Genomic DNA, 17751 nt, shown 5'->3' with positions numbered 1-17751 from the left:
ACCTGTTTGGAGGGTGAGGAAGACTACCGATGGCTACTGATGGCTAGGGACACGAACCGCGGGGAGAGCGTCCCCAGAATCACCGACGCACCCAGCCCGCACACGGACGAAATGCGCGCGCGCATGATCAAGTACAGCGTGTCCATGGGCATCCGTGTGGTCTGCCTGTTCCTGATGTTCTTCGTGCACGGCTGGTTGCTGTGGGTGGTGATTGCCGGAGCGGTGGTGCTCCCCTACTTCGCAGTCATCATTGCTAACGGAGGGTCGGATTCCCGCCTTATGACCGCCTCGGATGCGATGATTGACAGTCCGCCGGCCACAACGCTGGACGCTCCGCGGGCGGCGGAAGAACCCGGAGAAAGTCCCGAAACCACTGTGTTGCCGGGCGAAATCGTAGACAATGACTACGAAATCCACGACGACGAAGACAAGGCCTGATCCCCCCGCATGAACCTCCTCGATTCCCTCTCCGGCAACCCGGACACAGGCGCCGGCACCCCGGTGTGTTCCCGAAAGGCCTGCCGGCTCAACGCCGGCTGGCAGCTGCTGTGGAACAACCCCCGCATCCATACCCCGGAACGCCGCAAGACCTGGCTTGCCTGCGATGAGCACCGGGACTGGCTGGAGGATTACCTGCGTACGCGCGGCCTCTGGAAGGAAACTCTCCCGCTGAATGGCAGCACTGAAGGTGGTACGGCGTAGATGTACCGTTTCCTCTTTTCGGCCCGCTGGCTCGGCTGGTTTGTCCTCGTCTGCGTCCTTGCTGCTGCCTGTGTGGGACTGGGTCAGTGGCAGATGGATCGCCGCACAGCCTCCCTGGCCGACACCGACCGGATTGAATCCAATTACGACGCCGCGCCGGTCCCCTATGACGAGGCCAAGGACTACTTCGACACCTACGACGAAGCAGTCGAATGGCTGCCCGTGAAGCTTGAGGGAACGTACGACTCCTCCGAGCAGCGCATCATCCGCAACCGCCCGCTGAAGGGCCGGCCCGGCTACGAGGTCCTGGTGCCGCTGAAGCTTGATGACGGCACCAGCGTGGCGGTCAACCGCGGTTGGTTGCCGATCGGCGACGACGAGGCCGGCAGGCCGGACAGCATCCCTGCCGCCCCCGAGGGACGGGTGAGCGTGGTGGCCCGGATCAAGGCCGCCGAACCCACCCTGACCCGCAGCGCCCCTGAAGGCCAGCTGCCCTCGATCGACCTGGGCGCCTTTGCCGAGCAGCTGGACTATCCGCTGCATCAGGGCTCCTACGGGCTCATGGCCAGCGAGGACCCGGGGCCCGCCGTCGTACCCGAAAGCGCGCCGCGGCCGGAAGTGGACGACGGCCTGCACCTCTCGTATGGGCTGCAGTGGTACGGGTTCGCGCTGATGATGTTCATCGGGCTGGGTTACGCGGCACGGCAGGAAGCCCTGAACCGCTATTACGAGGGCATCGATGACGAAGACGAAGAGGACGACGACGAAATTATCGCCGCCCACCCGGCTCCGTCCCGGCGTCGTCCGCCGCGCCGCAGGAAGCGCGGGCCCACCGGCGAAGAGGAAGAGGACGCGATCCTGGACGCCCAGGGGTTCTAGCCCCGACCGTTCCCCGCACACTCCCACTGACAAAAAGGCGGCCCTGCTCCAATCGGAGCAGGGCCGCCTTTTTGTACGGGGATGGGTGGGCTGTTAGGCCAGGGTCACCAGGTCAAGGTAGTTCTCGTTCCAGTGGTCCTCGTCGCCGTCCGGCAGGAGTACTACGCGTTCCGGGTTCAAGGCCGCAACGGCGCCCTCATCGTGGCTGACCATCACCACGGCACCGGTGTAGTTGCTCAGGGCGCCCAGGATCTCGGCACGCGACGCAGGATCAAGGTTGTTGGTAGGTTCGTCCAGCAGCAGGACGTTGGCGGAAGAAGCCACGATGGTGGCCAGCGCCAGGCGCGTTTTCTCGCCGCCGGAAAGGACTCCGGCCTTCTTCTCGACGTCGTCGCCGCTGAACATGAAGGAACCCAGCACGCTGCGGACCTCGGCGTCGTCCATGTCCGGCGCGGAAGAACGCATGTTCTCCAGGACGGTCCGGTCTGTATCGAGGGTCTCGTGCTCCTGGGCGTAGTAGCCCACCTTGAGTCCGTGTCCGGCAATGACCTTGCCGGTGTCCGGCTTGTCGACGCCGGCCAGCATCCGCAGCAGGGTGGTCTTGCCGGCGCCGTTGAGGCCCAGGATGACTACCTTTGAACCGCGGTCAATGGCCAGGTCCACGTCGGTGAAGATCTCCAGGGACCCGTAGCTCTTACTGAGGCCCTCGGCGGTCATGGGGGTCTTGCCGCACGGGGCCGGATCCGGGAAGCGGAGGGCTGCCACGCGGTCATTGGCGCGGACGGCGTCCAGGCCGCCCATCAGGCGGTCCACGCGCTTGAGCATGCTCTGGGCCGCGGAGGCACCGGAGGCGCGGGCCTTCATCTTGTTGGCCTGGGCCAGCAGGATGCCGGCCTTCTTTTCGGTGTTGGCACGTTCGCGCTTGCGGGCGCGCTCGTCGGTCTCACGCTGGACCTTGTAGCGCTTCCAGTCCATGTTGTAGATGTCGATGGTGGCGCGGTTGGCGTCCAGGCTGAAGACCTTGTTGACGGTCGCTTCGAGCAGCTCGGTATCGTGGCTGATCACGATCAGGCCGCCGGTGTGGTTCTTCAGGAACTCGCGCAGCCAGGCGATGGAGTCGGCGTCGAGGTGGTTGGTGGGCTCATCGAGGAGCATCGTCTCGGCGTCGGAATACAGGATGCGGGCCAGTTCCACGCGGCGGCGCTGGCCGCCGGAGAGGGTCTTCAGGGGCTGGTTCAGCAACCGGTCCGGCAGGGCCAGGTTGGAGCAGATGGTGGCCGCTTCGGATTCCGCCGCGTACCCGCCGGCGGAGAGGAACTCGGACTCCAACCGGTCATAGCGGTTCATGGCCTTCTGTGAGATCTTCGGATCATCGCTGGCCATCTCGTCCTGGCACTTTTTCAGCTGCGCGGAAACCTTGTCCAGACCGCGGGCGGAGAGGATCCGGTCCCGGCCCAGCTGGTCCATGTCCGGGGTGCGCGGGTCCTGGGGCAGGTAGCCGATGTCGCCTACGCGCTTGACGGTGCCGGCGGCCGGGAGGGCTTCGCCGGCGAGAACCTTGGTGAGGGTGGTCTTGCCGGCGCCGTTGCGGCCGACCAGCCCGATTTTGTCTCCCTTGTCAACACGGAATGAAACCGCTTCCATGAGCAGCCGTGCGCCTGCACGCAGCTCGAGACCAGATACGGAAATCACTCAGTGGACCTTTCGAAGGTTTTTGTATTGCAGATACGCTGCGCGGTGCGCGGGCCTTGAACGGTGGGATTCCACCGAGGCTGGAAGGGTCACATTGACCGGTCATGGGGGCCTGGTTGGCCGTAACAGCCTTTCCAGTCTAGCCGCCCATGCCCATTTGTAGAAAACCTCCAATGGAATCCCGCTCCGGCGCAGCTAATGTTCGAAACGCAATCCGGACCGTTTTTCTTCCCCTACAAGGAAAAGTGCAGCGATGAACAACACATCGGCCGACGCGCCGCGCCCTCTCTCCGGCACCGGCTCCGGTCCCCACGGTTCCCATCGGTCCCCCGGCTCCCATGGGTCCCCCGGTTCACTGGGCACGCCGTCGCGCTCCCGGTGGACCTCCGCGGACCTGTCCCTGATTGCCGTCTTCGCCGCCCTTACCGCCGTGTTCTCCATCCTTCCCGGCGTGCCGCTGGGGGCCGGTGTGCCGATCACCCTGCAGACTCTGGCGGTAATGCTTACCGGGATGCTGCTTGGCCCCGGGCGCGGAGCCGCGGCTGTGGGCCTCTTCCTGGCAGCGGGCCTGGCCGGCCTGCCGGTCTTCAGCGGTTTCCGCGGCGGCCTGGGTGTCCTGGCCGGGCCGTCGGCAGGGTATCTGCTGTCCTTCCCGGTGGCGGCTGCCGTCGTCGGCCTGCTGTCCGGACTGGTGCTGCGCCGCGCCCGGCGGGGGCGGACTGTCCTCCTGTTTGCCGCGGGACTGGCCACGAGCTTCGCCGTGGTGCATCCGGCCGGCATCGCGGGGCTGATGCTGAACGGGCACCTGTCCTTCCCCGCGGCGCTGGCAGCGGACATGGCGTTCTGGCCCGGTGACGTGCTCAAGAACCTGCTTGCCGCCGCGGTGGCCGTCAGTGTCTTCAAAGCCTTCCCGCGCATGGCTGTTCGGGACCGCGGTGCCCGCTGATGTCCTGCATCCTGCTGCAGGACGTTTCCGTGGTTCCTCCCAAGGTGCCCGGGGAGTCTGCGGAACCGATCCTGCACCCGCTGTCGCTGAAGCTGGACACGCCCCGCACCGCCGTCGTCGGCGCCAACGGCTCGGGCAAGTCCACCCTGCTGAAGCTGCTGAACGGGCTGGTGCTGCCGGACACCGGCACGGTCAGCGTGGACGGCCTGGACACGGCGCGGCACGGAGCGGATGTGCGGCGGCGGGTCGGGTTTGTTTTCACCGATCCCCTCTCGCAGCTCGTGATGCCCACGGGGCGGGACGACGTCGAACTGTCCCTGCGTGCCTCGATCCGGAACAGGTCCCAGCGGCGCGCAGCGGCCGAAGCTCGGCTGGAGGCGCTGGGGCTGCTGGAACTGGCGGACCGAAGCATCTATGACCTTTCCGGCGGTGAACGCCAGTTGATGGCTCTGGCATCGGTGCTGGCGGTTGAGCCCGCTGTGCTGGTGGCAGATGAGCCCAGCACGCTGCTGGACCTGAGGAACACTGCCCGGCTGCGGGAAGTCTTTGCCTCCCTGCCGCAGCAGGTTGTCTACACCACCCATGACCTGGATTTCGCTGCCGACGCGGACCGGGTGCTGGTGATGGACAGCGGGCGGGTGGTGTTCGACGGCGGACCGCGCGAAGGTATCGCCGCGTACCGGGCGCTGGCGCTGGGGGTCGGATGAAGCGTTCCACTGGCTCAAATGACCTGCTGGGCGCCTACCGCCCGGGCACCTCTGAGGTGCATGCGGCACCGCTGGGAGTGAAGGCCGGCGTCCTGGTTGTGCTGTCCGTGGCTGTGCTGGTGCTGCGCTCCCCTGTGGTGTTGGCGGTTGCCGCGGTCCTGGTGCTGGCCGCCTATGCCGGTGCCCGGCTGTTGCGGGAGGTCTGGGTGCCGTTGAAGCTAATGTGGCCGGTCCTGGTGCTGCTGGGGCTTTTCCAGTGGTGGGCGTCCGGCGTGTTGGCGGCGCTGCTGGTGACCGGCAGCATTGCGGTCTGCGTAGTGGCGGCCCGGCTGCTCACGCTGACCACCGCCCCTCAGGTGCTCCTGGACGGGCTCGTGTCACTGGCCCGTCCGCTCCGACCGTTCGGTGCGGATCCGGAACGTTTCGGGCTGACCCTTGCTCTGATGCTGCGCAGCATTCCGTTCCTGCTCGGGTCCGCCCGCGACGTGCGCGAATCTGCCATGGCCCGCGGACTGGAGCGCAATCCCCGTGCGCTGACCGTTCCGGTGGTGATCCGTGCGGTTGCCTATGCCCGGCAAACGGGTGATGCGCTGGCTGCACGGGGCATCGGCGAAGACTCCTCCGACGCGAAGGTTGCCAAAGGCAACCGATAACCTGAGGGGCATGAGTTTCAATAACAACGCGCGTCTGGATTCCTCCCGGGTCAGTGATCGGCGCGGCAAGGGTAAGGGCATTGCAGTCGGCGGCGGACTGGGCGGCGGGCTGCTGCTGATCCTGTCCCTGTTCTTCGGATCGGACGTCATTGACGGGCTCGGGCTGAGCGACGGCTCCGGCGTAGCTGCCGGCGAGGCGCAGTCGGAGAGCATCGACACCTGCTTGAACGGCCAAGACGCCAATGAACGGCTGGACTGCCGCATTCTGGGCACTGCCGAAAGCCTGGACAGCTTCTGGGAACCGTATCTGGACGGATACGGCCTGACCTACACGGAGCCCGGCGTGGTGCTCTTTACCGACCGGACCACTTCCGGCTGCGGCACGGCGACCAGCGCTGTCGGGCCGTTCTACTGCCCGGCGGACGAGCAGACCTATTACGACACCGCCTTCTTCTCCGACCTCGTCACCAACTACGGTTCCTCCGGCGGTCCGTTGGCGCAGGAATACGTGGTGGCGCACGAGTTCGGCCACCACATCCAGCAGATCACCGGCTCCAGTGCGGGCCGGAACGCCGATCCTCAGGGTGCGGACTCTGCCTCCGTACGCACAGAGCTGCAGGCCGACTGTTATGCCGGCCTCTGGGCACGGCATGCGGCGGACCAGCCGGCTCCGGGCTCGGACGTGCCTTTCCTAGCGCCTTTCACGGAAGCCGACATTAGTGACGCCCTCTCTGCAGCGTCCGCCATCGGCGATGACCGGATCCAGGCTTCGGCTACCGGGCAGGTCAACCCGGAGAGCTGGACCCACGGTTCCAGCGCCCAGCGTCAGGCATGGTTCCTTTCCGGCTATAACGACGGCGGCAGCCTGGAAACGTGCGATACCTTCAGTGCTGCGGATCTGTCCCGCCCCTAAGGGGTGACCCTACGCCCAACGTCCGTCTCGCACTTGGGGCCGACCCATTGCCGGGCCCCAAGGGGTGCGTTCGAACGAGGCGTTCGACTAAGGCAGTGCAGGTCAGAATGGCGCTACTGCCTCGGGCTCATCGTCCGGGTGCGGGTCCGGCGGCGGTGCCGGGTGCAGCGGTCCGAGTTCCAGGAACGGCTCGGTCCGGTAAACCCTTCCGGTCGGCGAAGTCCATTGAATGACTCCCGGCTCGGGCTGGAAGGCTTTCCAGTAACCCAGGGTCTTGAAGCGGTGGTGCCGACGGCAGAGGTGTTCCAGGTTCCCGTGGTCCGTTGGGCCGCCGCGGGCCCAATCGACCGTGTGGTCGATGTCCGCATTTGCGGTGCTGACCCGGCAGCCGGGGAACCGACAGGTTCCATCCCTTGCGCGTAGCCACCGGCGGAGCCCGGCCGGGACTTTCCGTCGCCTCCCTACCCCAAGGATCTCACCGGTCTGCGGGTCCTGGGCCAGGCCCGTCCAGCCGACGGCGTTGCGGGCCAGCCTGCGGGCAGCTTCGGCACTGATGGGCCCGTAACCGTGCAGTTCCGCTGGCTGGTCGTCGGCTCCGAAGAGGGTTTCGGCGCTGATCAGGACCATGATTTCCGTCCGAGGGACGGTTCCCTCGTCCGGTCCTGCCCCGCCTCCCCCGGTTCCGTGAGCACCGCTGGGAGCACCCCCACTCCGGCCAGTCCCGCCTGCACCGTCACCCGTATGGTCTGTCCCGCCGCGACGGCCGGTCCCGCCGGTATCCGTGGCACGGGTTGAGCCGAGGCCACCCATCAGCAACTGAGCCAGAATATCCGCACGCAGTTGATCCGTGGTCCGGGAATCACCGGCCGCCTGTTCGCCCCGTGCTGCGGTACTGAGGGCGGTATAGATATGCTGGGCTTCCGCGGCCCGAAGATAGGCGGAGAGGCAGGACATGCCGTCCTCCTCCCGGTCCAGGGTGACCTTGCGCTGCTCGAACGCGGTCAGATGCCGTTTACTGATGCTCTCCGGAAACTTCCGCTCCCGCAGCCGGCGGGCCTTGCAGGAGAACTGGGACCGGGTCTGGCCCTCCGCCGCCTTCAGCAGGTCCGCCTCGAATTCAGGGAGTGCCGCGGCGGGAACGTTTTGGCACTGGTCCAGCACCACCTGCGCGTGCTGGTAACTAAGCTTTCCTTCTTCCAAGGCGATCAGGGTGGCGGTATGGGTGCTGCACAGTTCGCCCGCTTCGCACATCATGCGCTGGGCCGTGACCTGCGGGAGATTCAGGATGGCAGCGCATTCGGCCGCTGCGAGGCTGAAAGCGATCCCGGGTTTATCCCGCTCCGACGGGTCGAAGAAGTTGTGCCGGAAGATTTGCTCCATCTGGTTCAATAGGTGAGCCCGCTGCGCCTGCCCCCAGGAAATCAAATGCTCCATCCGGACCAAGGCATCGCCCACCATTTGGGCATCGAACGACTCAAGGTTCTGCAGGGCCAGAGTCCCGGTAAAGCCGTCCGGATACTCACTGGCAGGACTCCCGGCTTCGGAGACACCGGCATCGGCGTCGCCGGCGTCAGGATCGGGAGCGGCGGAGGTGGAAGCTGCGGGACGGCCGACCTCGGCGGGCCCGGCAGGGACGGGACCCTCGTCAGGGACGGCATGGTCAACTGGCTCGGTGCCAGGCTTGGCCTCGGCGGCCACGGAAGGCTCGGCCTTCAGTTCAGCCCGGTACACCGACAGGGTGCAGGCCGAACAGGGGTCATCCTTTTCACCAGCGGCGCCAACCGGCTGCTGGTCTTCACTGCCTGGTTCTTCGGTTGTCCATTCGGTGTTCCCGAGCTGATCCATACCTCAGGATTTCATCCCGCACTGACATTTCCGGACCAAAAACAGGCCCAAACGGGCCTGATCCGAAAACCGGAAATACCCGTCTTTTGAACGCAACTACCTACCCCGGACGCGCCAGTTGCGTTGGCCTGTTCACGGACCATCGACTCGGGCATCGGGGCGGTAGACACGGCCTACACCCAGCCCCTCAACTTAGGCTCCCGGCGTCCCCGTCCCCACAGCAGTCGCAGGAATAGATGCGGCCAGCCAGACTCCCGAATCCGATTGGTAGAAAGATACCCCTTGGGCCACGGCCACCCGGGTATCCACCGTAAGGATCACGGGATCGGCGTCCTTGCGCTGTCCCACCTGACGAGCCTGCTCCACGGAGTCCGACAGATGGACGTATTGCCGCCGCATGGGCAGAATTCCGTCTGCGCAAATCTGCGGTACAGCAGCAGGTGAGGTCCCATGGAACAGCACCGCGGGCGGTGAACCGGGCTCCCCTGCCGGCTCCACCGGCACGGAGTGGCCGTGGACGGCACGAATTCGACCGTCCCTTATCTGGTGCCGTTTCTTCTCCGCTGCTTTAAGCACCTCATGAAGCACCGCCTCGTCAACGGGCTCCCACTCCGGGCCCAGCCGGTGCAGGGCGCTGAGCACCTCACTAACAGGCGCCCAACCCTCCGGATCCAGCTCCAGCGCATACTCGCCCGGAGCATGACGCAGCGCATGGGACAACACCCGGCTGATCTCTGTCCGGCTCGGTGCCTTAGCCATCGGTCCCACTTTCCTCAACGTGACAACTGACCTTCCCCGCGCAGCAGGTGCCACGGATCCAAATCGACCACGCCGCATTCGATCATCCGGGTGTAAAGCGGCGGCAGGGACTGCTCCGGCATCCTAGGCAGCCGGCTGCCCGACGTTAACTTCGGTGAAATCGCGGCAAAGCAGCCACCGGCCGTCCTGGAGCCGCCAGGATTCCAGCAGCAGTGCCCGCCCGGTCACGTCGCCGTCCGAACGGTACGTCATTTCGTAGAACACCACTGCTTCGTCCCGGCCGCGGGGCGTGACGGTCCGGAAGTCCGCATGCACGGTGCTCCCCCGCAGGGCGGACACGGTGCCGCCAAAACCTTCGCGGGCCGTCGCTGCATCAAACGGCTCAGTGATGGCTGCTTCGGACCCCAGCCAGCCGTGGTAATCCGGTGACAGGAAGGTTTCGATGGGAGCGCTGTCCCCCGAAGCCATGGCCTCGTTCCACGCCGCCAGATACTGGTCATGAAAATGGATGCTGTTCCCCATGGCGCACACGCTAGCACGCAGACAGGGCCGCTTCCCCGCATTGGGGAAACGGCCCTGCCTGTTGCCGGTTCAGCTACTAGGTGCAGAACCCTTTAGATGTTGAAGCCGAGGGCGCGCATCTGGTCGCGGCCGTCGTCGGTGATCTTGTCAGGTCCCCACGGCGGCATCCATACCCAGTTCAGGCGCCACTCATCAACGACGCCGTCCAGTGCCTGGGCGGTCTGCTCTTCAAGCACATCGGTCAACGGGCAGGCCGCCGTCGTCAGCGTCATGTCGATCAGCAGTGCGCCGTCCTCGGCGTACTTCAGGCCGTAGAGCAGGCCAAGGTCAACGACATTCACCCCAAGCTCGGGGTCAATGACGTCCTTGAGAGCCTCTTCGACGTCCTCGAGGGACGTTGAGGCCAGATCGGAGTCGCTCATATTTGCTCCTTCAGCTGTCTTTACTACGCGCCGGCTGCGGCGTTGGCGCCGGTGAAGCGGTCGTAGCCTTCTTCTTCGAGGCGGTCGGCAAGTTCGGGGCCGCCCTGCTCGGCAATGTGGCCGTCAACGAAGACGTGAACAAAGTCGGGCTTGATGTAACGAAGGATACGCGTGTAGTGCGTGATGAGCAGCGTGCCCATGCCGCCCTTGGAGTGCTCGCGGTTAACGCCTTCGGAAACGATCTTCAGGGCGTCGACGTCGAGGCCGGAGTCGGTCTCGTCGAGGATGGCGATCTTCGGGTGGAAGAGTTCCATCTGCAGGATCTCCACGCGCTTCTTCTCGCCGCCGGAGAAGCCCTCGTTGACGTTGCGCTGGGCAAAGTCGGCATCGATGCGAAGGTCGGCCATGGCCGCCTTGACGTCCTTGGTCCAGTGGCGCAGCGAGGGGGCTTCGCCGTCGAGCGCGGTCTTGGCGGTGCGCAGGAAGTTGGTCATGGTGACGCCGGGAACCTCGACCGGGTACTGCATGGCCAGGAAGAGACCGGCGCGGGCACGCTCGTCCACGCTCATGGCCAGAACGTCTTCGCCGTCCAGCGTGATGGAGCCGCTGTCCACGCTGTACCGCGGGTGGCCGGCAATGGTGGAGGCCAGGGTGGACTTGCCGGACCCGTTGGGGCCCATGATGGCGTGCGTCTCACCGGTGTTGATGGTCAGGCTGACACCCTTCAGGATCGGCTTGCGGCCCTGTTCGGTCTCAATGCTGACGTGAAGATCCTTGATCTCAAGAGTAGACATGCGAGTTGGCTTTCTCCTTTGCACCCGCGGGTGCGTTACTAAGCTTTGGGGATGGAAGGCGAGAGGGTCCGGGTGCCGGATTACTCCGGCACCCGGACTCGGTCTCAGTAGGCTCCGGAGGCTTCGAGCTCGCGCTCGACGGCGTCGGTGAGACGCTCTTCCAGGGCAGGTACCTTGATCTGCTGGATGATCTCGGTGAGGAAGCCCCGGACCACCAGGCGGCGGGCGGTGTCCTCGGGGATACCGCGTGCCATCAGGTAGAACAGGTGCTCGTCGTCGAACCGGCCGGTGGCGCTGGCGTGGCCGGCACCTTCGATCAGTCCGGTTTCGATCTCCAGGTTCGGTACGGAGTCGGCGCGGCCGCCGTCGGTCAGCAGCAGGTTGCGGTTGACTTCGTACGTGTCGGTGCCTTCTGCTTCCTTGCGGATCAGGACGTCGCCAACCCAGACGGTGTGCGCGTCGCGGCCCTGCAGGGCTCCCTTGTACATCACGCGGGACTTGCAGTTCGCCACCGCGTGGTCCACGAACAGGCGCTGTTCCAGGTGCTGGCCGGCGTCGGCGTAGTACAGGCCGAACATCTGCACGTCGCCGCCGGTGGCCGTGAACTTGGAGGACGGGGTGACGCGCACCAGATCGCCGCCGAGGCTCACGACGACGTGCTTGAACTTCGCGTCGCGGCCGATCTTGGCGTACTGCGCGGAGGCGTGCACGGCGTCGTCGTCCCAGTCCTGAACGGACACCACGGTCAGTTCAGCACCGTCGCCGACGACGATTTCCACGTTCTGGGACAGCACCGCGGAACCCTTGTGGTCCAGGACCACAACACCCTTGGAGAACTTCTCCGCGGTGATCACGATGTGCTGCGCGGCCGGATCCTTGCTGACACCGTTGATGGTCAGCGTGACGCTGCCGTCAACTACGGTCTCTGCGGGAATGGTCACGGCAGTGGCCTCGCGGAAGTCTTCCCACGCGGCTGCGGCAACCCGGTCTTCAGGGATGCCGGCCGAACCGATACGGGCGTCGGTGCGGGCAATGCTTTCGACCCGCACGCCGTCGGGGGCGACGACGGCCAGCTCGGGAGCCGTTCCGTCGAGGTCCGCGGTGTGCAGACCGCGCAGGCGCTTGAGCGGGGTGAACCGCCAGTCTTCTTCGCGGCCGGTCATTCTGCCGAAGTCAGCCCGGTGGAAGGAGGTGGTGCGGCCGGCGCGTGAGCTGTCCGGGATGCCCTCTCCGCCACCATGGCTGTGGGACTTGCTGCTGTCGCCGCCCAGCGGTGAGGAGTCCTCGTTCAGCGGGGAGAGGTTTTCGCCCTCCTCGGTGAAGCCGTCAATGCGCACACGGTTGGTTTCCTTGGGGGAACCTACCTTCGCCTTGACCTCCTCCACTACATTGCTGACCTTTTCGGTCACGGTTTCGACGACGTCGTTAAGCTTCGACATTAACCGACGGCTCCTTCCATCTGGAGTTCGATGAGGCGGTTGAGTTCAAGGGCGTATTCCATCGGCAGTTCACGTGCGATCGGCTCGATGAAGCCGCGCACGATCATTGCCATTGCCTCGTCCTCGGGAAGGCCGCGGGACATGAGGTAGAACAGCTGCTCCTCGCTTACGCGGGAGACAGTGGCTTCGTGGCCCATGGTGACGTCATCTTCGCGGATGTCCACGTACGGGTACGTGTCCGAGCGCGAGATGGTGTCCACCAGCAGGGCGTCACAGCGCACGGTGTTGGCCGAGTGCGTGGCGCCTTCGCGGACCTGGACCAGGCCGCGGTAAGCGGCACGGCCGCCGCCGCGGGCCACGGACTTGGAAATGATGGAGCTCTTGGTGTTCGGGGCAATGTGGACCATCTTGGATCCGGTGTCCTGGTGCTGGCCCTCGCCGGCAAAGGCGATGGACAGGGTCTCACCCTTGGCGTGCTCGCCGACCAGGTAGACAGCCGGGTACTTCATGGTGACCTTGGAGCCGATGTTGCCGTCGATCCATTCCATGGTGGCGCCCTCGTGTGCAATGGCGCGCTTGGTCACCAGGTTGTACACGTTGTTGGACCAGTTCTGGATGGTCGTGTAGCGGACGCGGGCGCCCTTCTTCACGATAATTTCGACGACGGCGGAGTGCAGCGAATCCGACGTGTAGATCGGCGCGGTGCAGCCCTCGATGTAGTGGACGTAGGAATCCTCGTCCGCAATGATCAGGGTGCGCTCGAACTGACCCATGTTCTCCGTGTTGATACGGAAGTAGGCCTGCAGCGGGATCTCCACGTGGACGCCCTTGGGGACGTACACGAAGGAACCGCCGGACCACACGGCAGTGTTCAGCGAGCCGAACTTGTTGTCACCGACGGGGATGACGGTGCCGAAGTACTCCTGGAACATTTCCGGGTGTTCCTTCAGCGCGGTGTCGGTGTCCAGGAAGATGACGCCCTGGCGTTCCAGGTCCTCGCGGAGCTGGTGGTAGACAACCTCGGACTCGTACTGCGCTGCGACGCCGGAAACCAGGCGGCCGCGCTCAGCTTCGGGGATACCGAGCTTCTCGTACGTGTTGCGGATGTCCTCGGGGAGGTCTTCCCAGGTGTTGGCCTGCTTCTCCGTGGAACGGACAAAGTACTTGATGTTGTCGAAGTCGATGCCGGAGAGGTCTGCGCCCCAGGTCGGCATCGGCTTGCGCTCAAAGTACTTCAGGCCCTTCAGGCGAAGGTCCAGCATCCACTGCGGCTCGTTCTTCTTAGCCGAAATGTCGCGGACGACTTCTTCACTCAGGCCGCGGCGGGCCGTAGCACCGGCGATGTCCGAGTCTGCCCATCCGTACTCGTATGTACCGATGCCCTCGAGTTCGGGGTTCTTCTCCAGGATGTCTGAAATCACAGACTCCGGCACCATGGAAGGTGCCGTTGGCTTCTGGGTTACTTGATCCGTCATCACGGCCTTTCTTGCTGATGAATGGATGTGGACTGGTTGGTCTCGGCGTGCAGTGGAACCTGCGGCGCGGATCGGGTCCGACCCACGGGGATGTGGGTCGTACAAACGTGGCCGCCGCGGGAGAGCGTGGACAGTCGGCGGACGTCCACCTCCAGCAGGCGGGCAAAAACTTCGGTCTCCTTGTCACAGAAGACGGGGTAGGCCGTGGCGAGTCCCTGGATGGGGCAGTGCGCCTGGCACAGCTGAATGCTCAGCAGCGTGCTCTTTTTCGCGGTGGCGCCGATCATGGTGGTCGACGCGACGAAACCGTCCTTCGTCAGTTCGGCAGCCAGCGCTTCGGCGCGGTCGGCGAGTTCGGGACCGGCGGCGTCGACGACGGGCCGGTAACGTTCCTCCATCCGGCCGAACCGCTCCGCGGCAAACGCCTCGATCGCCTGAGGTCCAAGGGCTGCACCGAGCTGGCGCAGCGCCTCGGTGGCGATGTCGAGGTAGTCGTTACCCAGATGGGCCTGTCCCTGCGGGCTCAATACGTACCGCCGGGCGGGCCTTCCTGCACCGGAAGAGGAATTGCGGACGAGCTTGATCTGGATCAGGCCCTTCCCCGAGAGGGCGTCAAGGTGCCGGCGCACGGCGGCGGGCGTGAAGCCCAACCGTTCCCCCAGCTCCGCGGCACTGACCGGACCGTGCTCCAGAACCGCACCCAGAACCTTGTCCCGGGTACGCTCCTCCGCTTCGCGGGCAGCGCTCGGCACGGCCGCCGCCTTAGTCTCAGAGTTTTTCACAGAATACACAACACAAGCATGACCTAATCTGTTCCCCGATTCCACTAAGGCAAGGCTTGCCATCGCCATGCTCCATCCCGCGCGTCCGCCCGTGCGGGGCCCTGTACTACCTAACGTAGAATATGCAGGTGCCTATCGATGAACCCTGCCTGACCATTAAAGGTCTAATCAAGGACTGCGGCCCGGTTGCTGGTCTCGACGGCAAAATGATCCGTGTGCTGGCCGGCGTCGACTTCACCGCCCGCCGCGGATCCGTCACTGCCCTCCTCGGTGCCAACGGAGCAGGCAAGACCACCACGCTTGAATGCGCCCAGGGCCTGCAGTCCATTGACGGCGGGGAAATCCGCCTGCTCGGACAGGACCCTTACCGTGCCGATGCCCACCTCCGCAGCCGCGTAGGCGTGATGCTGCAGGAAGGCGGACTCCCGCCGTCGGCCCGTCCCGTAGCCCTGCTTGAGCATGTGGCCCGGATGTATGAGGCGCCCCGGCCGGTCGCCGAGCTTGTGGACCGCCTGGGCATCCGCAGCTTCGCCGACACTGGCATCCGGCGCCTCTCCGGCGGGCAGAAGCAGCGACTGGCCATGGCCGCGGCCCTGATCGGCCGCCCGGAGGTCCTTTTCCTGGACGAACCCAGCGCCGGCCTGGATCCCCAGTCACGCCAGATCGTGTTCGAGCTGATCTCCGAGCTGCGGGACGAAGGGCTCGGCATCATCCTCACCACGCACCTGATGGACGACGCGCAGAAGCTGGCCGACTATGTCTACATCATCGACGCCGGCAAGACCGTCGCCTCGGGTACCGTGGCCGAACTCATTTCCTCCACCGGCTCCACGGCCGAGCAGCGGTTGCTGACGTTCGACGCCGAACCCGGCCTCGACGTCGTCGCCCTCGCCTCGGGGCCGCTGCACCATTTGGAGGTGGAGGAAGCTGCGCCCGGGCACTACGGCGTCCGCGGTGCCCTGACTCCCCACGACCTGGCCGCACTGGCCGCGTGGTGGGCAGAACGGAACATCCTTCCTTCTTCAGTGCACATGGCTTCGCGTACCCTCGAGGACGTTTTCCTCGACCTGTCCGGAAGGACCATCCGTTGAGTGCTCCCGCATCGCTGCCCGCGCGCATCATGAACCAGGGCCGCTATGAGGCCCTGACGATGCTGCGCAACGGTGAACAGCTGATCCTCGCCGTGGTCCTGCCGCTGCTGGCCATGGTGGCCCTGGTGGTCACCCCCCTGCTGGACGGCTACGGAACTAGCCGGATCAACATGGCTGCCCCCGGCATCTTCGCCCTCTGCGCAATGTCCACTGCTTTTACCGGGCAGGGCATCGCCACCGGCTTTGACCGCCGGTACGGGGTGCTCCGCTACCTGTCCACCACTCCCCTGGGCCGCACCGGCCTGATTGCCGGGAAGGTCATTGCGGTCCTGGCCGTCCTGGTCATCCAAGTGGTGCTGGTCTCGGCTGCGGCGCTGCTGTTCGGCTGGCAGCCGGAGCTGAGCGGGTTGCTGCCCGCCGCCGTGCAACTGGTGCTGGGCGCGGTGGCGTTCACTGCCCTGGGCCTCCTGGTCGCCGGGACCGTACGACCCGAGGCCACCTTGGCCATTACCAATCTGCTGTGGATCCTCCTGGCTGCCGCCGGCGGTATCATCATCCCGGTAGGCAACCTGCCCCATGTACTGCAGCCGTTTATCGAGGTCCTCCCCTCTGCGGCCCTTGGTGACGCACTGCGCTCGGCCCTGATCGACTCGCAGTTCAACATTTCCGCCACGCTGATCCTTCTGGCGTGGACAATACTGGGCGGCCTGGGTGCTGTCCGCTGGTTCAAATGGAGTTAGAAACCGTGTCACAGACCTCGGCCGGTGTCCCCGCCCGGCAATCGAACAGCCCGCTGCCGGTGGCCGGACGCCTCATCCGCAACCTTGCCGTTGCCTCACTGGTGGCCAACATAGTAATCGTGGTGACCGGTGGTGCCGTACGCCTGACTGCGTCCGGACTGGGTTGTCCCGAATGGCCGCTGTGCACGGCTGATTCCCTGGTCACGACCCCGGAGATGGGACTGCACGGCGTCATCGAGTTCGGCAACCGGCTGCTCACTTTCGTGCTGACGGCCATTGCCTTCGCGATGGTCTTCTCCGTGTGGCGCCTGCGGTCCGAACGCCGCGATCTCTGGTGGCTTTCCGTTGCCCTGCTGGCCGGCGTCCCGGCCCAGGCCGTCATCGGCGGGATCACCGTCCTGACCGACCTCAACCCGTGGGTTGTGGGCCTGCACTTCCTTGCCTCCACCGTCATGATCACCGTGGCCGTGGTCATGGTGAACCGCTCAAGGCTTTCCGCGATGGATCTTCAGGCACGCCATGCTCCGCTGGCAGACAAGAGCCTCCGACCTGTCCTGGGTGCCATCGGCGTCCTCTCCGCCCTGACCGTGGTGCTGGGCGTTGTGGTCACCGGATCCGGACCGCACGCCGGCGACCACGGAGCTGCCCGCAACGGCTTGAATCCGGATCTGATTACCCGCATCCACGTGGTCCCCGTTTACCTGCTGGTCTTTGCGCTGGCCGTGGCCCTGTACCTGGTGTTCCGCCGGGCGACCGATGCCCGGGTGCGCCGGGCCGTGATGGTGCTGGCCGTCGTCGTACTGGCACAGGCAGCCATCGGCTACGTGCAGCACTTCCTGCACCTGCCCATTGCGTTGGTGGCCCTGCACATGCTCGGTGCCTGCCTGCTGACGGCGGCTGCGGCCCAGGCCGTCTACATCGGCTTCAACAAGCAGGTTCCCGGCGGGGCTGCCATCGCAGTGCGGCAGGCACGGCGGGCAGGACCTGGCCGGAAGGTCCGCACCGCCCGGAAGTAACGCGTCTCGGTTCCCGATTGAAGGGCCGGACTCCCCGCGGGGTCCGGCCCTTCTTTCGTGTCCGGGGTGCTGCGTGCGGGAGGGTTGTCTCCCGCACGGTGTCCCACGCCCTGGTGCTGATGATGCGGGTGCGACCCCGGCAGCAACAGGAGTCCCAAAGCCTGGGATGCTGTGCACGCAGGGGGCTGTCTCGCCCGCACGGTGTCCCACGTCTCGGTGTTGCTGTTGCGGGTGTGACCCCAGCAGCAACAGGAGTCCCATTGCCTGGGATCCTGTGCACGCGAAGGGGCTGTCGCCAGGGCTGTGTCCCACTGCCAGGGAAACCTGTGTCGGGCGTGCTGGTTGTACAGATAACGGGGTTATGTGCGGGCCCG

19 protein-coding genes are annotated in these 17751 nt (G+C 65.5%); 10 read left to right on the top strand and 9 right to left on the bottom strand.

All coding sequences use genetic code 11. From position 1 onward, the window contains the following. Positions 1–39: 39 nt before the first annotated feature. The 3 genes from N2K98_RS09080 to N2K98_RS09070 are packed head-to-tail and all read left to right on the top strand — an operon-like array spanning position 40 to position 1581. Positions 40–438, top strand: a complete 399-nt coding sequence (locus tag N2K98_RS09080) for a DUF3099 domain-containing protein (protein ID WP_255797716.1) — start codon at positions 40–42, stop codon at positions 436–438. A gap of 9 nt (positions 439–447) precedes the next feature. Further along, positions 448–702: a hypothetical protein gene (locus tag N2K98_RS09075; RefSeq protein ID WP_255797717.1), complete on the top strand. Its 255-nt coding sequence runs from the start codon at positions 448–450 to the stop codon at positions 700–702. Next, complete coding sequence (locus N2K98_RS09070; RefSeq protein ID WP_255865593.1) at positions 703–1581, top strand: SURF1 family cytochrome oxidase biogenesis protein; 879 nt, start codon at positions 703–705, stop codon at positions 1579–1581. Positions 1582–1674: 93 nt separating this feature from the next. Here the strand turns inward: N2K98_RS09070 and N2K98_RS09065 are convergent, their stop codons facing one another. Next, a complete protein-coding gene (locus N2K98_RS09065; protein WP_255865591.1) occupies positions 1675–3273 on the bottom strand; it encodes an ABC-F family ATP-binding cassette domain-containing protein in 1599 nt (532 codons plus the stop codon). A 253-nt stretch (positions 3274–3526) separates the two neighbouring features. Here N2K98_RS09065 and N2K98_RS09060 point away from each other — a divergent pair, with 253 nt between their 5' ends. From N2K98_RS09060 to ypfJ, 4 genes are read left to right on the top strand one after another with little or no spacing between them, the layout of a single operon-like run. Continuing rightward, positions 3527–4219, top strand: coding sequence for a biotin transporter BioY (locus N2K98_RS09060; protein WP_255865590.1), 693 nt, complete (start codon positions 3527–3529; stop codon positions 4217–4219). Further along, positions 4219–4926 (top strand): energy-coupling factor ABC transporter ATP-binding protein, encoded by a 708-nt coding sequence (locus tag N2K98_RS09055; RefSeq protein ID WP_255865589.1) that lies wholly within the window; start codon positions 4219–4221, stop codon positions 4924–4926. The genes N2K98_RS09060 and N2K98_RS09055 overlap by 1 nt, the downstream gene beginning before the upstream one ends. Next, positions 4923–5579 carry an energy-coupling factor transporter transmembrane component T gene (locus N2K98_RS09050; protein WP_255865588.1) on the top strand — a complete coding sequence of 219 codons (657 nt, stop codon included), beginning with the start codon at positions 4923–4925 and terminating at the stop codon, positions 5577–5579. Before N2K98_RS09055 ends, N2K98_RS09050 begins: the two co-directional genes overlap by 4 nt. A 10-nt stretch (positions 5580–5589) precedes the next feature. After that, on the top strand, positions 5590–6492 hold the full coding sequence (gene ypfJ, locus N2K98_RS09045; protein ID WP_255865587.1) for a KPN_02809 family neutral zinc metallopeptidase: 903 nt from the start codon (positions 5590–5592) through the stop codon (positions 6490–6492). A 102-nt stretch (positions 6493–6594) separates the two neighbouring features. Here the strand turns inward: ypfJ and N2K98_RS09040 are convergent, their stop codons facing one another. From N2K98_RS09040 to N2K98_RS09005, 8 genes are all read right to left on the bottom strand, one after another. Then, the gene (locus tag N2K98_RS09040) at positions 6595–8337 is read right to left on the bottom strand and encodes an HNH endonuclease (protein ID WP_255865586.1); all 1743 of its coding nucleotides are present in this window, start codon (positions 8335–8337) and stop codon (positions 6595–6597) included. A 192-nt stretch (positions 8338–8529) separates the two neighbouring features. Next, the gene (locus tag N2K98_RS09035; RefSeq protein WP_255865585.1) at positions 8530–9096 is read right to left on the bottom strand and encodes an RNA 2'-phosphotransferase; all 567 of its coding nucleotides are present in this window, start codon (positions 9094–9096) and stop codon (positions 8530–8532) included. Between the two features lie 123 nt (positions 9097–9219). After that, on the bottom strand, positions 9220–9618 hold the full coding sequence (locus tag N2K98_RS09030; protein ID WP_255797726.1) for a nuclear transport factor 2 family protein: 399 nt from the start codon (positions 9616–9618) through the stop codon (positions 9220–9222). 92 nt (positions 9619–9710) lie between these two features. Then, the gene (locus N2K98_RS09025) at positions 9711–10040 is read right to left on the bottom strand and encodes a metal-sulfur cluster assembly factor (protein ID WP_227921694.1); all 330 of its coding nucleotides are present in this window, start codon (positions 10038–10040) and stop codon (positions 9711–9713) included. Positions 10041–10063: 23 nt separating this feature from the next. After that, positions 10064–10834 (bottom strand): Fe-S cluster assembly ATPase SufC, encoded by a 771-nt coding sequence (gene sufC / locus N2K98_RS09020; RefSeq protein WP_229951940.1) that lies wholly within the window; start codon positions 10832–10834, stop codon positions 10064–10066. A gap of 104 nt (positions 10835–10938) precedes the next feature. Continuing rightward, complete coding sequence (sufD, locus tag N2K98_RS09015; protein WP_229951941.1) at positions 10939–12273, bottom strand: Fe-S cluster assembly protein SufD; 1335 nt, start codon at positions 12271–12273, stop codon at positions 10939–10941. Continuing rightward, positions 12273–13748: a Fe-S cluster assembly protein SufB gene (gene sufB, locus N2K98_RS09010; protein ID WP_304660392.1), complete on the bottom strand. Its 1476-nt coding sequence runs from the start codon at positions 13746–13748 to the stop codon at positions 12273–12275. The genes sufD and sufB overlap by 1 nt, the downstream gene beginning before the upstream one ends. Next, positions 13748–14500 (bottom strand): helix-turn-helix transcriptional regulator, encoded by a 753-nt coding sequence (locus N2K98_RS09005; protein ID WP_255869319.1) that lies wholly within the window; start codon positions 14498–14500, stop codon positions 13748–13750. Before N2K98_RS09005 ends, sufB begins: the two co-directional genes overlap by 1 nt. A 152-nt stretch (positions 14501–14652) precedes the next feature. On the opposite strand from N2K98_RS09005, the gene N2K98_RS09000 reads away from it, so the two are divergent. The 3 genes from N2K98_RS09000 to N2K98_RS08990 are packed head-to-tail and all read left to right on the top strand — an operon-like array spanning position 14653 to position 17377. Further along, on the top strand, positions 14653–15621 hold the full coding sequence (locus N2K98_RS09000) for an ABC transporter ATP-binding protein (RefSeq protein ID WP_255797728.1): 969 nt from the start codon (positions 14653–14655) through the stop codon (positions 15619–15621). A gap of 29 nt (positions 15622–15650) precedes the next feature. After that, the gene (locus tag N2K98_RS08995; protein WP_255865635.1) at positions 15651–16361 is read left to right on the top strand and encodes an ABC transporter permease; all 711 of its coding nucleotides are present in this window, start codon (positions 15651–15653) and stop codon (positions 16359–16361) included. Continuing rightward, positions 16352–17377, top strand: coding sequence for a COX15/CtaA family protein (locus N2K98_RS08990; RefSeq protein WP_407079981.1), 1026 nt, complete (start codon positions 16352–16354; stop codon positions 17375–17377). The genes N2K98_RS08995 and N2K98_RS08990 overlap by 10 nt, the downstream gene beginning before the upstream one ends. Positions 17378–17751: the final 374 nt, after the last annotated feature.

The organism is Arthrobacter jinronghuae (assembly GCF_025244825.1).
GTDB lineage: Bacteria > Actinomycetota > Actinomycetes > Actinomycetales > Micrococcaceae > Arthrobacter_B > Arthrobacter_B jinronghuae.
Note: the sequence above shows the minus strand (reverse complement) of the source record. Positions and strands in the feature narration are given on the sequence as shown.